Here is a 14,667-nt window from a genome sequence, read left to right as displayed (position 1 = left end):
CATGACTATCTTTCGATTGCCGCGCGATATTGGCTGCGGCTAAATCGGTTGAACGATCCGGACGCGCCCGCCGCGTCCGACAGCGATACAACCAGGAGGAGTCATGCGAAGCGCCACCGCGCCCCGTTCGAAGCTGCCGGACGTCGGGACGACGATCTTCACCGTGATCGGCCAGCTCGCCGCGCAGCACGATGCGCTGAACCTGTCGCAGGGCGCGCCGAATTTCGCGCCCGATCCGGCGCTCGTCGAAGGCGTCGCGCGCGCGATGCGCGACGGGCACAACCAGTACGCCCCGATGGCCGGCGTCGCGCCGCTGCGCGAGCGGCTGGCCGAGAAGACCGAGGCGCTCTATGGCACCCGCTACGACCCGGCCACCGAGGTCACGGTGATCGCGAGCGCGAGCGAGGGGCTGTACGCGACGATCAGCGCGCTCGTGCATCCGGGCGACGAAGTGATCTATTTCGAGCCTTCGTTCGACAGCTATGCGCCGATCGTGCGGATGCAGGGCGCGACGCCGGTCGCGATCAAGCTGTCGCCCGAGCACTTCCGCGTCGACTGGGACGAGGTGGCCGCGGCGATCACGCCGCGCACGCGGATGATCATCGTCAACACGCCGCACAACCCGACCGCGACGGTGTTCTCCGAAGCGGACGTCGCGCGCCTCGCGCAGCTCACGCGCGACACCGACATCGTGATCCTGTCCGACGAGGTCTACGAGCACGTCGTGTTCGACGGCGCGCCGCACCAGAGCATGGCGCGGCATCGCGAGCTGGCCGAGCGCAGCGTGATCGTGTCGTCGTTCGGCAAGTCGTTCCACGTGACCGGCTGGCGGGTCGGCTACTGTCTCGCGCCGGCCGAGCTGATGGACGAGATCCGCAAGGTGCACCAGTTCATGATGTTCTCGGCCGACACGCCGATGCAGATTGCGTTCGCGGAGATGCTCGCGCAGCCCGACAGCTATCTCGGCCTGTCGGCGTTCTACCAGGCCAAGCGCGACCTGCTCGCGCGCGAGCTGGCCGGGTCGCGCTTCGAGCTGCTGCCGAGCGAAGGCTCGTTCTTCATGCTCGCGCGGTTCCGGCATTTCTCCGACGAGCACGACAGCGATTTCGTGCTGCGCCTGATCCGCGATGCGCGCGTCGCGACGATTCCGCTGTCGGCGTTCTACACCGACGGCACCGACGCCGGCGTGATCCGGCTCAGCTTTTCGAAGGACGACGCGACGCTGATCGAAGGCGCGCGCCGGTTGCGCGGCATATGACATCACTCCGGTCGACGAGGAAAACCTGATGAAACACCTGAAACTCTGGCTCGCGCTCGCCTGCGCGTTCGGCTCCGGCGCGGCGTGCGCCGACGGGCAGCAGACGCTGCGCTTCGGCCTCGAGGCCCAATATCCGCCGTTCGAATCGAAGGCGCCGAACGGCGACCTGCAGGGCTTCGACATCGACGTCGGCAATGCGGTCTGCCAGACCGCGAAGCTGTCGTGCAAATGGGTCGAGACGTCGTTCGACGGGCTGATTCCCGCGCTGCAGGGCCGCAAGTTCGACGCGATCAACTCGGCGATGAACGCGACCGAGCAGCGGCGCCAGGCGATCGACTTCACGACGATCATCTACCGCGTGCCGACGCAGCTGATCGCGCGCAACGGCAGCGGCTTGCAGCCGACGCCGGAATCGCTGAAGGGCAAGCGGGTCGGCGTGCTGCAGGCGTCGATCCAGGAAACCTATGCGAAGGCGCACTGGGAGCCGGCCGGCGTGTCGGTGGTCGCGTACCAGGACCAGAACCAGGCGTACGCGGATCTCGTGGCGGGCCGCGTCGACGCGACGCTGGTGCTCGCGCCGTCCGGCCAGCGCGGCTTCCTGTCGCGCCCGGACGGCAAGGACTTCTCGTTCGCCGGGCAGCCGGTGCGCGACGACCGGATTCTCGGCAACGGCATCGCGTTCGGCCTGCGCAAGGGCGACGACGCGCTGAAGGCGAAGCTGAACGCCGCGATCGACAAGCTGAAGGCCGACGGCACGGTCAAGACGCTGGGCCGGAAGTACTTCGGCGACATCGACATCTCCGCCAAGTAAGCGGTGCGGACGATGCAGAGCCTGCCCGCGGCCGGCGTGCCGGACGGCCCTGGCGTGCCGCCGCAGGCGGACGACGCGCTCGCCGCGGCGCTCGCCGCCGCGCTGGGCGATGCGCTGGATGATGGCCTCGTCACGCGCTCGGCCGACATCGAGCCGCGCTTTTTCACCGCGTACAACGAGCCGCCCGGCGTGCGGCCGCGCGCGCTGGTGCGAGCGCGCAGCGTTGACGACGTGTCGCGCGCGCTCGCGTTGTGCGCGCGGCTCGGGCAGCCGGTCGTGCCGCAGGGCGGGCTGACCGGGCTGGCGCGCGGCGCGGTGGCGCTCGGCGGCGAGGTGGTGCTGTCGATGGAGCGGTTCGCGGGCGTCGAGTCGCTCGACGCCGCCGCCGGCACGATCACGGTGCGCGCCGGCACGCCGCTGCAGACCGTGCAGGAGGCGGCCGAAGCGGCGGGCTTCACGTTCGGCGTCGACCTCGGTGCGCGCGGGTCGTGCCAGATCGGCGGCGCGCTCGCGACCAACGCGGGCGGCACGCGTGCGATCCGCTACGGGATGATGCGCGAGCAGGTGCTCGGGCTCGAGGCGGTGCTCGCGGACGGCACCGTCGTGTCGTCGATGAACCGGATGCTGAAGAACAACGCCGGCTACGACCTGAAGCAGCTGTTCATCGGCAGCGAAGGCACGCTCGGCGTGATCACGCGCGCGGTGCTGCGGCTGCATCCGCAACTGGCGGCGCCCGCGACCGCGCTGTGCCGGGTTGCCGGCTACGACGCGGTGGTCGGGCTGTGGAACCGCGTGCGCGCGCTGCCCGAGGTGGTCAGCTTCGAGGCGATGTGGCCGGCGTTCTACCGGTATGTCGCCGAACACACGCCCGGGGTCGTCGCGCCGTTCGCGGCCGACGACGGCTTCGCGGTGCTGATCGAATGCGCGACGAGCGCGCCGGGTGGCGATGCGCGACACGCGCTGGAGACGTGCCTCGCCGACTGCTTCGACGCGGGCCTTGTCGACGACGCGGCGCTCGCGACGTCGGAGCGGCAGGCGCGCGACATGTGGACGCTGCGCGAAGGGCTCGCGATCGATGCGCTGCCGAATCTCGTCAACTTCGACGTGAGCCTGCCGACGGGCGAGCTCGGCGCGTTCGCCGAGCGCTGCGAGGCGGCGCTGCGCGCGCGCTGGCCGGCGGCCGTGTGCCTGTTCTTCGGGCACGTCGGCGACGGCAACGTGCATATCGGCGTGTCGCTCGCGGCGCACGGCGCCGCGACCGGCGACGAACTGGATCGGGTCGTCTATGACGTCGTGCAGGCGATGGGCGGCTCGATTTCCGCCGAGCACGGGATCGGCGTGCTGAAGCGTCCGTATCTCGGCTGCACGCGCAGCGACGCGGAAATCGGCCTGATGCGCCGGCTGAAGGACGCGCTCGATCCGCATCACATCCTGAATCCCGGCAAGGTGCTTTGACGGGCGGCGCGGCGCCGGCCCGGGTTCGATCAGCCGTCGACCCAGCGCAGCGCGCCGATCCGCAGGTGGTCGACGACGCTGCGCACCCAGCCGAGCTCGGCGTCGAGCAGCACGAGCGCATGCTCGTTATGCAGCAGGAACAGGCGCGGCACCTGGTCGGCCTGCGCGGCGTTGCGCAGCGATTCGACGCGCGCGCGTTCGGCTTCGAGCGCGGCGATGCGGCGCTCGAGCTGCTGACGGGCGTCGTCGGCGTCGAGCAGCGGCAGGAACGCGAGCCCGGCGCCGAACGCCGGAAACTCGCGCGCGGGCTCCGCGAGCTGCGCGCGCAGCCACGCCTCCCCGGCGGCGCGCCCGGCATCGGTGAGTTCGTAGCGCGTGCGTTCCGGAAACGCGCCGTCGCGCTCGGTGTCGTGCACGGCGATCAGGCCGTCGCGCAGCAGGCGGTCGATCGTCTGGTACAGGCTCGTGCGCTGCCGCACGTTGACGACTTCGTCGTGGCCGCGCGATTTGAGTTGCTGCAGCATCCCGTACGGATGCATCGGCGTTTCGGTGAGGGTCGCCAGCACGGCGAGGGCGAGCGGTGACGGGCGGCTGACCGGCATGGGTAGTTCATCTATATCTAGTCATGACATGACTAGTATTGGGTAAACTATCAGATCCGACAAGGGCTTCAGCCGAGGTGCGTGCGTTTCGCGGCCGGCGCAACCGTCTCCATCGTCGCGAGCCCCTGCACGATCCCGCAGTCCTCGACCGAGTGCTCGCCCACGCATTGGCGGCGCAATTCGGTCAGCTGGTCGCGCAGATGCGTCAGTTCGGCCAGCCGCGCGTCGACGTGCCCGATGTGTTCATCGAGCAGCGCATTGATCGAATCGCAGCGATCGCCGGGCGTATCGGTGAGGCGCAGCAGCGCGCGGATCTCGTCGTGCGCCATGTCGAGCGCGCGGCAGTTGCGGATGAAGCGCAGCCGTTCGACATGGGTTTCCGTGTAGTTCCGGTAGTTCGCGTCGGTGCGCTCCGCATCGGGCATCAGACCCTCCTTCTCGTAGAAGCGGATCGTCTCGGGCGTGCAGCGCGCCGCCTTGGCCAGTTCGCCGATCTTCATACTTTTCTCCTGTCGAAGGGTTGACCTTGTAGTGGCTTCAAGGTGTTAACTCTACACCGTCGAGCTATTGAGGAGGTGGTGATGACCGACGCCCTGCGTACCCCCGACCCACGACACCGCCATGCCGACGGCGCCGCGACCTGCTGCGCCGACGCGCGCGACACGCAGGCGTGCTGCGCCGGCGACGCGGCGCCGGCGGGCGGCGAGCACGCACACGGCGATGCGGCGGCGCGCGGCGTACGTCCGGAGGCCGATGGTCATGAGCACGCCGATTCGCGCGCGCACGGCGCGCAGCACGATCACGGCGTCGCTGCTGCGGGCGGGGCGCGGGGGGATGGGCACGTGCATGGGGCGGCTTGTTCGCAGGGCCACGCCCACGAGCATGCTCACGACCACGACCACGACCACGACCACGACCACGACCACGACCACGACCACGCGGCCGGCGACTGCTGCGCGCCCGCCGCGCTGACGCTCGCGCCGCTGCCCGTGTCGCAGGCCACGGCGTCCGGCGACGTGCGTTCCGCGTTCCGGATCATGCAGATGGACTGCCCGACCGAGGAGACGCTGATCCGCAAGAAGCTCGGCGGGATGCGCGAGGTGTCGGCGCTCGAATTCAACCTGATGCAGCGGATGCTGACGGTCGAGCACGCGCCCGGCGCACAGGCGGCGATCGCCGGCGCGATCCGCACGCTCGGCATGACGCCCGAGGCCGCGTCCGCCGATGCGCCGCCGTCGCGCGCGCGCGCCGAGCCGGCGAAGCCGTGGTGGCCGCTCGCGCTGGCCGGCGTCGCCGCGATCGCGTCGGAGGCCGTGAGCTGGGCCGGCCTGCCGTCGTGGCTCGCGGCGGTGCTCGCGCTCGGCGCGGTGCTCGCGTGCGGGATCACCACCTACAAGAAGGGCTGGATCGCGCTGCGCAACGGCAACCTGAACATCAACGCGCTGATGAGCATCGCGGTGACGGGCGCGATGGCGATAGGCCAATGGCCGGAAGCCGCGATGGTGATGGTGCTGTTCACGATCGCCGAACTGATCGAGGCGAAGTCGCTCGACCGCGCGCGCAACGCGATCCAGGGGCTGATGCGGCTCGCGCCGGATACGGCGACGGTGCGCGACGCCGACGGTTCGTGGCGCACCGTCGAGGCCGCGCAGGTCGCGCTCGGCGCGATCGTGCGCGTGAAGCCGGGCGAGCGGATCGGCCTGGACGGCGAAGTCGTCGACGGCCGCTCGACCGTGAACCAGGCGCCGATCACCGGCGAGAGCCTGCCCGTCGAGAAGACGGCCGGCGATACCGTGTTCGCCGGCACGATCAACGAATCCGGCTCGTTCGAGTACCGGGTGACCGCGGTCGCGTCGAACACGACGCTCGCGCGGATCATCCACGCGGTCGAGGAGGCGCAGGGCGCGAAGGCGCCGACGCAGCGCTTCGTCGACCAGTTCGCGCGCGTCTACACGCCGATCGTGTTCGCGATCGCGCTGCTGGTCGCCGTGGCGCCGCCGCTCGTCGCGGGCGGCGCATGGCACGAATGGATCTACCGCGCGCTGGTGCTGCTGGTGATCGCGTGCCCGTGCGCGCTCGTGATCTCGACGCCGGTGACGATCGTGTCGGGCCTCGCCGCCGCGGCGCGGCGCGGGATTCTCGTGAAGGGCGGCGTCTACCTGGAAGAGGGGCGCGAGCTCGGGTGGCTCGCGCTCGACAAGACCGGCACGATCACGCACGGCAAGCCGGTGCAGACCGATTTCGTGCTGCGCGCGGCCGACGTCGACGCCGCACGCGTGCGGCACCTCGCCGCGAGCCTCGCCGCGCGGTCGGATCATCCGGTGTCGCAGGCGATCGCGGCGGCGGCCCGCGCAGAGGCAGAGGATGCCGCGCCGTTCGCCGACGTGCAGGACTTCGAAGCGCTCGTCGGGCGCGGCGTGCGCGGCGCGATCGACGGCGCGCGCTACTGGCTCGGCAACCACCGGCTCGTCGAGGAGCTGGCGCGCTGCTCGCCGTCGCTGGAAGCGCAGCTCGACGCGCTGGAGCGCGAGGGCAAGAGCGTCGTGATGCTGATCGACGAGACCCGCGTGCTCGGCGTGTTCGCGGTCGCCGACACGATCAAGGAGACGAGCCGCGCGGCGATCGCCGAGCTGCATGCGCTCGGCATCCGCACCGCGATGCTGACGGGCGACAACCCGCACACCGCGCAGGCGATCGCACGGCAGGCCGGCATCGACGACGCGCGCGGCAACCAGCTGCCCGAGGACAAGCTCGCGGCGGTCGAGGAGCTCGCCACGAGCGGTGCGGGCGCGGTCGGGATGGTCGGCGACGGGATCAACGACGCGCCGGCGCTCGCGCGCGCCGACATCGGCTTCGCGATGGGCGCGATGGGCACCGATGCCGCGATCGAGACCGCCGACGTCGCGCTGATGGACGACGACCTGCGCAAGATTCCCGCGTTCGTGCGGCTGTCGCGCGCGACGCATCGCGTGCTGGTGCAGAACATCGGTTTCGCGCTCGGCGTGAAGCTCGTGTTCCTCGGCCTGACCGTCGCGGGGCTCGGCACGATGTGGATGGCGGTGTTCGCCGACGCGGGCGCGAGCCTGATCGTCGTCGGCAACGGCTTGCGGCTGCTGTCGAAGGCCGGTGTGTTCGACGGCGCGCGCACGCAGCGCTGAGGAGCGGGCGATGGGGTTGCTGAAACGGGTGTTTGGCGGGTGGGGTGGTCGGCACGGGGGCGGGCACGGCGGCTCACACGGCTCACACGGCTCACACGGCTCACACGGCTCACACGGCTCACACGGCTCACACGGCTCACACGGCGGCGGGCACGGCAGCGGACCGCAGAGCGGCCATGGCGGCGGCCATCACGGCGAGCGAGGCCGCGAACTGTACGACGCGCACGACGCGCACGGCCGCGATCGCGATCGCCATGACTGGGGCCGGCAGCCGCCGACCGGCGGCCGGGGCGTGCCCGGCGCCGACTTGTCGTTGCGCCAACTCGTATGCGCGGGCTGCGGTGCGCTCAACGCGCCGGCCGCGCGATTTTGCGCGCAGTGCGGCGTATCGCAGCGTGGCCGCGCGTGCGGCCGTTGCCAGGCAGCACTCGCCGCCGACGCGCGCTTTTGTCCGAACTGCGGGACGCAGGCCGGCTAGACGCGCAAGCACGGGTATCGTTGCCGGCAGACCGGCAGACCGGCAGACCGGCAGACCGGCAGACCGACAGACCGACAGACCGACAGACCGACAGACCGACAGACCGACAGACCGACAGACCGACAGACCGACAGACCGACAGACCGACAGACCGACAGACCGACAGACCGACAGACCGACAGACCGACAGACCGACAGACCGGCAGACCGGCAGACCGGCAGACCGGCAGACCGGCAGACCCACCCCCGCACCCCTCCGCGACCGCATCGACCGGCTTCCCTCCCGGCCCAGACATCCCGATACCCCGGACCCGCGTTCGCCCCACGTCATCGCCAGCCCCCTCTCCCAGCCATCGTCCGCCCCCGAATCGCCCCCTTTTAATTTGTCCGAATCGGGGTTCACCCCTCCGATCACCGACTAAAGTTAAAGACGGTGAAATCGGATCAACGCGTCATTTTTCTCGGGTAAGTTCGCCGGACGGTAACGCACGGTTTTCGAAGTACGCAGGTAGTTCGTCGATGTTCAATCGCAACGCCACGTTTTCGGGAGAGAAGAAATGGATGCATCCAGCTTCATCACAACGCTGCAGACCACGCTGGGCGGCTACCTGCCCAAGATCGCCGGCGCGATCGGCATCCTGGTGATCGGCTGGCTGATCGCCGTCGCGGCGCGGGCCGGCACGCTGCGGCTGCTCGGTGCGCTGAAGGTCGACCAGCGGATCGCCGAAAGCACCGGCCAGGGCGCGTACGTCGAGCGCATCGTCGCCGGCGGCCTGTTCTGGCTCGTGCTGCTCGTCACCGCGGTGGGCATCTTCAACGTGCTCAACCTGTACGCGGTGTCCAATCCGTTCTCGCTGCTCGTCACCCACATCGTCGACTACCTGCCGAACCTGATCGGCGGCGCGGCGCTCGCGCTGATCGCGTGGCTGATCGCGTCGCTGTTGCGCAGCCTCGCGAACCGCGCGCTGAAAGCGTGCAAGGTCGACGACAAGCTGACCGAAAGCGCCGGCATGCAGCCGATGAGCGGCTATCTCGGCGACGTGCTGTTCTGGCTCGTGATCCTGATGTTCCTGCCGGCGATCCTGTCCGCGTTCGCGCTGTCGGGCCTGCTGTCGCCGGTGCAGGGGATGGTCGACAAGCTGCTCGCGATCGTGCCGAACCTGTTCGCGGCGGCCGTGATCGGCACCGTCGGCTGGATCGTCGCGCGCGTGCTGCGCGGGCTCGTCACGAACCTGCTGATCGCGGCGGGCGCCGACAAGCTCACCGAGCGCCTCGACAGCCCGACGCCGGTGCGCGTGTCGAGCTTCGTCGGCACGGTCGTCTACGTGTTCGTGTTCGTGCCGACGCTGATCTCCGCGCTCGACGCGCTGAAGATCGACGTGATCTCCGGCCCCGCGACCAACATGCTGAACCAGTTCCTCGCCGCGGTGCCGGACATCGTCGCGGCACTCGTGATCGTGCTCGTCACGTTCTACTTCGCGCGCTTCGTCGCCGCGCTCGCGCAGAAGCTGCTGGTCGCGGCGGGCGTCGACGGCCTGCCGAAGGTGCTCGGCGTCGAGCCGGTGTTCTCGGGCATGCTGCAGCCGTCGGTGCTGGCCGCGCGGCTGATCGTGTTCTTCGCGATGCTGTTCGCCGCGGTCGAGGCGTCGAACCGGCTCGGCTTCTCGCAGGTGCGCGACGTGGTCACGCTGTTCATCGAGTTCGGCGGCCACGTGCTGATGGGCGGCGTGATCCTCGTGATCGGCTTCTGGCTCGCGGGCCTCGCGCGCCGCGTGATCCAGCAGGCGGACACGCAGCACAGCGTGCTGTTCGCGCGCATCGCGCAATTCGCGATCCTCGGCCTCGTGTTCGCGATGGGGCTGCGCGCGATGGGCATCGCGAACGAGATCGTGCAGCTCGCGTTCGGCCTCGTGCTCGGCGCGATCGCGGTGGCCGTTGCGCTGTCGTTCGGCCTCGGCGGACGCGACGCGGCCGGCAAGCTGCTCGATCGCTGGTTCAATCAGCGCGGCGGCGAGTAAGGGGCGAATGAGCGGCAAGCAAGCGGCGGGCCGCGCTGACGTTTTGCTTACGGAAACGGCCGCGCGGACCTTTGCCGAATTTCGATAACACGTCGATTAATGACTCACTAGCATCGATTCTCAGTCGTGCAGACCAGCCCGGCGGACGCGCCCTCGCGGCGCGCCGCCGGACGGACACGCGGTCTGGCGCCCTTGAGGAGAAACCGATGAAAGCAGAGTCGAATGGCCGGCCCGCCGCCGGCGGCAAGTCGTCCGGCCAGCCCGCGCTGCAGCAGACGCTCGGGACCTGGCAGTTGTGGGGCATCGCGGTCGGCCTCGTGATTTCCGGCGAGTATTTCGGCTGGAGTTACGGCTGGGCGAGCGCGGGCACGCTGGGCTTCGTGGTCACCGCGCTGTTCGTCGCGGCGATGTACACCACCTTCATCTTCAGCTTCACCGAGCTGACCACGTCGATTCCGCATGCGGGCGGCCCGTTCGCGTATGCGCGCCGCGCGTTCGGCCCGACGGGCGGCTACCTGGCGGGCGCGGCGACGCTCGTCGAGTTCGTGTTCGCGCCACCCGCGATCGCGCTCGCGATCGGCGCGTACCTGCACGTGCAGTTCCCGGGGCTCGAGCCGAAGCATGCGGCGATGGGCGCGTATCTCGTGTTCATGGCGCTGAACATCGTCGGCGTGCAGATCGCCGCGACCTTCGAGCTCGTCGTCACGCTGCTCGCGATCTTCGAGCTGCTGGTGTTCATGGGCGTCGTGTCGCCGGGCTTCGCGTGGAGCAACTTCATGAAGGGCGGCTGGGCTGGCGCCGATCACTTCAGCGTCGGCTCGTTCCACGGGATGTTCGCGGCGATCCCGTTCGCGATCTGGTTCTTCCTCGCGATCGAAGGCGTCGCGATGGCGGCCGAGGAAGCGAAGAACCCGAAGCGCTCGATCCCGATCGCGTACGTGGCCGGCATCCTGACGCTCGTCGTTCTCGCGATCGGCGTGATGGTGTTCGCGGGCGGCGCGGGCGACTGGACCAAGCTCGCGAACATCAACGACCCGCTGCCGCAGGCGATGAAATACATCGTCGGCGAGAACAGCGGCTGGATGCACATGCTCGTGTGGCTCGGCCTGTTCGGCCTGGTCGCGTCGTTCCACGGGATCATCCTCGGCTACTCGCGCCAGATCTTCGCGCTGGCCCGCGAAGGCTACCTGCCGGAGTGGCTCGGCAAGGTGCATCCGCGCTTCAGGACCCCGCATCGCGCGATCCTCGCGGGCGGCGTGGTCGGCATCGCGGCGATCTACAGCGACGAGCTGATCCAGTTCGGCGGCCAGACGCTGACCGCGAACATCGTCACGATGTCGGTGTTCGGCGCGATCGTGATGTATATCGTCAGCATGGCCGCGCTGTTCAAGCTGCGCCGCACGCATCCGGGCATGGCGCGGCCGTTCCGCGCGCCGCTGTATCCGTTGTTCCCGGCGTTCGCGATCGTCGCCGCGCTGATCTGCCTCGCGACGATGGTGTATTTCAACGGGCTCGTCGCGATGGTGTTCGTCGCGTTCCTCGCGCTCGGCTACGCGTACTTCCTCGCGACCCGCGCGCAGCGCGCGAGCGCGCCGGGCGACGCGCTGCTGGAGGAATGAAGGTGATGGGCCGTTGACACGGCATCCGGCGCGCCCGCGGCAAGGGCGCGCCGTCGGCTTTTGGCAAGGAGACTCGCACGATGTCCTACACGGAGACGATCGGTTCGCGCACCTACCGCTTCGCGGACCTGAAGACGCTGCTCGCGAAGGCGAGCCCGCTGCGTTCCGGCGACCAGCTCGCCGGCGTCGCGGCGGCGAGCGAGGAGGAGCGCGTCGCCGCGAAGATCGCGCTCGCGGGCGTGCCGCTCAAGGCGTTCCTGAGCGAAGCGCTGATTCCCTACGAAGACGACGAGGTCACGCGCCTGATCGTCGACGATCACGATGCGGCCGCGTTCGCGGAAGTCTCGCACCTGACGGTCGGCGACTTCCGCAACTGGCTGCTGTCGCCGGCGGCCGACGGCGCGGCGCTCGAACGGATCGCGCCGGGCCTCACGCCGGAGATGGTCGCGGCCGTGTCGAAGCTGATGCGCAACCAGGACCTGATCGCGGCGGCGAGGAAGCGCCGCGTCGTCACGCGCTTTCGCAACACGGTCGGGCTGCCGGGCCGGATGTCGGTGCGGCTGCAGCCGAACCACCCGACCGACGACGTGAAGGGGATCGCCGCGTCGATGCTCGACGGGCTGATGTACGGCTGCGGTGACGCGATGATCGGCATCAACCCGGCCACCGACAGCCTCGCCGCGATCGTGAAGCTGCTCGCGATGATCGACGGCTTCCGCGAGCGCTACCGCGTGCCGACCCAGTCGTGCGTGCTCACGCACGTGACCAACACGATCGCGGCGATCGAGAAGGGCGCGCCGGTCGATCTGGTGTTCCAGTCGATCGCGGGCACCGAGAAGGCGAACGCGAGCTTCGGCATCTCGCTCGCGCTGCTCGGCGAGGCGCGCGACGCGGCGCTGTCGCTCCAGCGCGGCACGGTCGGCAACAATCTCATGTACTTCGAGACGGGGCAGGGCAGCGCGCTGTCCGCGAACGCGCACCACGGCGTCGACCAGCAGACCTGCGAGGTGCGCGCCTATGCGGTCGCGCGCAAGTTCGAGCCGTTCCTCGTGAACACGGTGGTCGGCTTCATCGGGCCGGAATACCTGTACGACGGCAAGCAGATCATCCGCGCGGGGCTCGAGGATCATTTCTGCGGCAAGCTGCTCGGCGTGCCGATGGGCTGCGACATCTGCTACACGAACCACGCGGAAGCGGACCAGGACGACATGGACACGCTGCTGACGCTGCTGGGTGCGGCCGGCATCAACTTCATCATGGGGATTCCGGGCGCGGACGACGTGATGCTGAACTACCAGAGCACGTCGTTCCACGACCAGCTGTACGTGCGCGAGGTGCTCGGCCTGCGCCGCGCGCCCGAGTTCGAGGAATGGCTGGAGACGATGGAGATCGCCGACGCGCACGGCGCGCTGCGCGCCGCGTCGGCGCGCGTGCCGCTGCTCGCGGGCGCGAACGACTGGATGGGGCTTTCAGCATGAGCGACGCCGTCGAAAAGAACCCGTGGGGGCAGCTGAAGTCGTTCACGAACGCGCGGATCGCGCTCGGCCGCGCGGGCAACAGCCTGCCGACCGCGCCGCTGCTCGCGTTCAACCTGTCGCACGCGCAGGCGCGCGACGCGGTGCACCAGCCGCTCGACGCCGACACGCTGCGGCGCGAGATCGAGGATGCCGGGCTGCCGACGCTCGGCGTGCAGAGCGCGGCGCCGGACCGCCAGCACTACCTGCGCCGGCCCGACCTCGGCCGCAAGCTGTCCGACGACAGCCGCGGGCTGCTCGCCGGCTATGGCGCGGCGCTGGACGACGCGCCCGACGTGGTGTTCGTGGTCGGCGACGGGCTGTCCGCGTTCGCGGCCGCGAAGCAGGCGCTGCCGCTGCTGGAGGCGGTGCGGCCGCGGCTCGATGCGGACGGCTGGCGGATCGGCCCGGTGGTGGTCGCGCGGCAGGCGCGCGTCGCGCTCGGCGACGAGATCGGCGAGCTGCTGCGCGCGACGCTCGTCGCGATGCTGATCGGCGAGCGGCCGGGGCTGAGTTCGCCGGACAGTCTCGGCGTCTATCTCACCTATGCGCCGAAGGTCGGCTGCCACGACGCGCTGCGCAACTGCATCTCGAACGTGCGGCCGGAAGGGCTGCCGTACGACGCGGCCGCGCACAAGCTGCACTACCTGCTGACGCAGGCGCGCAGGCTCCGGCTCACGGGCGTCGGGCTGAAGGACGACAGCGACGCGCTGCTGCCGCAGGCGGAGGCCGAGCGGATCGGGGCGGTGTGACCGCGCGCCGCTACCTGAACAGCCGCTCGCACAGAAAGTCGACGAACACGCGCAGCTTCGGCGACAGTTGCCGGCTCGACGGCCACACGATCGAGAATTGCCCCGGCGCGATCCGGTAGTCGTCGAGCACGGTGACGAGCGCGCCGTGCGCCAGCGCGTCGCGCGCGAGGAAGTCGGGCATGTAGCCGATGCCGAGGCCCGCGAGCACCGCGCCGCGCAGCGCCTCCATGTTGTTGCAGGTCATCGCGGTGCGCAGCTTCAGCGGCGTGCCGTCGTCGGCCGCGAGCGCCCAGTCCTGCAGCTTGCCCGTGGTCGGGAAGCAGTAGCGCACGCAATCGTGCGCCTCCAGGTCGCGCGGCACGCGCGGCGTGCCCGCCTGCGCGAGATACGCGGGCGTCGCGCACAGCACGAACCCGAACGGGCCGAGCCGCCGCGACATCAGGCTCGAATCCGACAGCGCCCCGCTCCTGATCACCGCGTCGAACCCGCCTTCGACGACGTCCACCATCCTGTCGTTGAAATCGAGGTCCAGCTCGACGTCCGGATAGTGCCGCCGGAATTCCGGCAGCACCGGCAGCAGGAACCGGTAGCCGATCACGGGCAGGCTCACGCGCAGCTTGCCGCGCGGCCGCTGCGCGGACGCGGTCACGGTCGCCTCCGCGTCGCGGAAGTCCTCGAGGATGCGCTGGCAGCGCTCGAAGAAGTGCCGGCCCTCGTCGGTCAGCGTGACGCGGCGCGTGGTGCGGTGGAACAGGCGCACGCCGAGCGACTGCTCGAGCTTCGCGATCGTCTTGCCGACCGCCGACGCCGAGATGCCGAGCGCGCGGCCGGCCGCGACGAAGCTCAGCGTTTCTGCGGTGCGCACGAACGCGACGATGCCGTTCAGGTTGTTCATCGAGGTTCCGGATAGAGGCCAGGGCGTCGAAATTCAGGAATTCTAGTCCGCTATATCCGGAGTTCGGCGTGGTTTTTCGGCGATTGAATCCGAATTATCGTGTGTCG

12 protein-coding genes are annotated in these 14,667 nt (G+C 69.8%); 9 read left to right on the top strand and 3 right to left on the bottom strand.

Going from position 1 to position 14,667, the window contains the following annotated elements; all coding sequences use genetic code 11:
• Positions 1 to 103: 103 nt before the first annotated feature.
• From WJ35_RS10810 to WJ35_RS10800, 3 genes are read left to right on the top strand one after another with little or no spacing between them, the layout of a single operon-like run.
• Positions 104 to 1,258: a pyridoxal phosphate-dependent aminotransferase gene (locus tag WJ35_RS10810; protein WP_060231170.1), complete on the top strand. Its 1,155-nt coding sequence runs from the start codon at positions 104 to 106 to the stop codon at positions 1,256 to 1,258.
• 28 nt (positions 1,259 to 1,286) lie between these two features.
• Positions 1,287 to 2,069, top strand: a complete 783-nt coding sequence (locus WJ35_RS10805) for an ABC transporter substrate-binding protein (RefSeq protein WP_069239141.1) — start codon at positions 1,287 to 1,289, stop codon at positions 2,067 to 2,069.
• A gap of 12 nt (positions 2,070 to 2,081) precedes the next feature.
• Positions 2,082 to 3,524 carry an FAD-binding oxidoreductase gene (locus tag WJ35_RS10800; RefSeq protein ID WP_069239140.1) on the top strand — a complete coding sequence of 481 codons (1,443 nt, stop codon included), beginning with the start codon at positions 2,082 to 2,084 and terminating at the stop codon, positions 3,522 to 3,524.
• Positions 3,525 to 3,553: 29 nt separating this feature from the next.
• Here the strand turns inward: WJ35_RS10800 and WJ35_RS10795 are convergent, their stop codons facing one another.
• Together WJ35_RS10795 and cadR are read right to left on the bottom strand one after the other, a co-directional pair.
• On the bottom strand, positions 3,554 to 4,126 hold the full coding sequence (locus WJ35_RS10795; protein ID WP_069239139.1) for a PadR family transcriptional regulator: 573 nt from the start codon (positions 4,124 to 4,126) through the stop codon (positions 3,554 to 3,556).
• A 68-nt stretch (positions 4,127 to 4,194) separates the two neighbouring features.
• Entirely contained in the window at positions 4,195 to 4,626 is a 432-nt protein-coding gene (cadR, locus tag WJ35_RS10790) for a Cd(II)/Pb(II)-responsive transcriptional regulator (protein WP_059770430.1), read from the bottom strand.
• Positions 4,627 to 4,707: 81 nt separating this feature from the next.
• On the opposite strand from cadR, the gene WJ35_RS10785 reads away from it, so the two are divergent.
• The 6 genes from WJ35_RS10785 (at position 4,708) to eutC (ending at position 13,665) form a co-directional block, all read left to right on the top strand.
• Positions 4,708 to 7,284, top strand: a complete 2,577-nt coding sequence (locus tag WJ35_RS10785) for a heavy metal translocating P-type ATPase (RefSeq protein WP_069239138.1) — start codon at positions 4,708 to 4,710, stop codon at positions 7,282 to 7,284.
• Positions 7,285 to 7,294: 10 nt separating this feature from the next.
• Complete coding sequence (locus WJ35_RS29910) at positions 7,295 to 7,762, top strand: zinc ribbon domain-containing protein (RefSeq protein ID WP_080484284.1); 468 nt, start codon at positions 7,295 to 7,297, stop codon at positions 7,760 to 7,762.
• A 557-nt stretch (positions 7,763 to 8,319) separates the two neighbouring features.
• The gene (locus tag WJ35_RS10780; RefSeq protein ID WP_059988839.1) at positions 8,320 to 9,780 is read left to right on the top strand and encodes a mechanosensitive ion channel; all 1,461 of its coding nucleotides are present in this window, start codon (positions 8,320 to 8,322) and stop codon (positions 9,778 to 9,780) included.
• Positions 9,781 to 9,986: 206 nt separating this feature from the next.
• Positions 9,987 to 11,399 (top strand): ethanolamine permease, encoded by a 1,413-nt coding sequence (gene eat, locus WJ35_RS10775; RefSeq protein ID WP_060234702.1) that lies wholly within the window; start codon positions 9,987 to 9,989, stop codon positions 11,397 to 11,399.
• 80 nt (positions 11,400 to 11,479) lie between these two features.
• On the top strand, positions 11,480 to 12,877 hold the full coding sequence (locus tag WJ35_RS10770) for an ethanolamine ammonia-lyase subunit EutB (protein WP_060234703.1): 1,398 nt from the start codon (positions 11,480 to 11,482) through the stop codon (positions 12,875 to 12,877).
• Positions 12,874 to 13,665, top strand: coding sequence for an ethanolamine ammonia-lyase subunit EutC (gene eutC, locus WJ35_RS10765; RefSeq protein WP_042586724.1), 792 nt, complete (start codon positions 12,874 to 12,876; stop codon positions 13,663 to 13,665). The genes WJ35_RS10770 and eutC overlap by 4 nt, the downstream gene beginning before the upstream one ends.
• 10 nt (positions 13,666 to 13,675) lie before the next feature.
• On the opposite strand, the gene WJ35_RS10760 is transcribed toward eutC, so the two are convergent.
• Positions 13,676 to 14,560, bottom strand: coding sequence for a LysR family transcriptional regulator (locus WJ35_RS10760; protein ID WP_042586725.1), 885 nt, complete (start codon positions 14,558 to 14,560; stop codon positions 13,676 to 13,678).
• Between the last annotated feature and the right edge of the window lie 107 nt (positions 14,561 to 14,667).

Origin of the sequence: Burkholderia ubonensis (assembly GCF_001718695.1) — a bacterium.
Taxonomy (GTDB): Bacteria; Pseudomonadota; Gammaproteobacteria; order Burkholderiales; family Burkholderiaceae; genus Burkholderia; species Burkholderia ubonensis_B.
Note: the sequence above shows the minus strand (reverse complement) of the source record. Positions and strands in the feature narration are given on the sequence as shown.

Excerpts from the sequence above, each read along its gene's own strand:
- WJ35_RS10795 (WP_069239139.1), bottom strand. The coding sequence starts at position 4,126 with ATGCCGGTCAGCCGCCCGTCACCGCTCGCCCTCGCCGTGCTGGCGACC.
- eat (WP_060234702.1), top strand. The coding sequence starts at position 9,987 with ATGAAAGCAGAGTCGAATGGCCGGCCCGCCGCCGGCGGCAAGTCGTCC.
- WJ35_RS10770 (WP_060234703.1), top strand. The coding sequence starts at position 11,480 with ATGTCCTACACGGAGACGATCGGTTCGCGCACCTACCGCTTCGCGGAC.
- cadR (WP_059770430.1), bottom strand. The coding sequence starts at position 4,626 with ATGAAGATCGGCGAACTGGCCAAGGCGGCGCGCTGCACGCCCGAGACG.
- WJ35_RS10810 (WP_060231170.1), top strand. The coding sequence starts at position 104 with ATGCGAAGCGCCACCGCGCCCCGTTCGAAGCTGCCGGACGTCGGGACG.
- WJ35_RS10800 (WP_069239140.1), top strand. The coding sequence starts at position 2,082 with ATGCAGAGCCTGCCCGCGGCCGGCGTGCCGGACGGCCCTGGCGTGCCG.
- WJ35_RS10760 (WP_042586725.1), bottom strand. The coding sequence starts at position 14,560 with ATGAACAACCTGAACGGCATCGTCGCGTTCGTGCGCACCGCAGAAACG.
- WJ35_RS10805 (WP_069239141.1), top strand. The coding sequence starts at position 1,287 with ATGAAACACCTGAAACTCTGGCTCGCGCTCGCCTGCGCGTTCGGCTCC.
- WJ35_RS29910 (WP_080484284.1), top strand. The coding sequence starts at position 7,295 with ATGGGGTTGCTGAAACGGGTGTTTGGCGGGTGGGGTGGTCGGCACGGG.
- eutC (WP_042586724.1), top strand. The coding sequence starts at position 12,874 with ATGAGCGACGCCGTCGAAAAGAACCCGTGGGGGCAGCTGAAGTCGTTC.
- WJ35_RS10785 (WP_069239138.1), top strand. The coding sequence starts at position 4,708 with ATGACCGACGCCCTGCGTACCCCCGACCCACGACACCGCCATGCCGAC.
- WJ35_RS10780 (WP_059988839.1), top strand. The coding sequence starts at position 8,320 with ATGGATGCATCCAGCTTCATCACAACGCTGCAGACCACGCTGGGCGGC.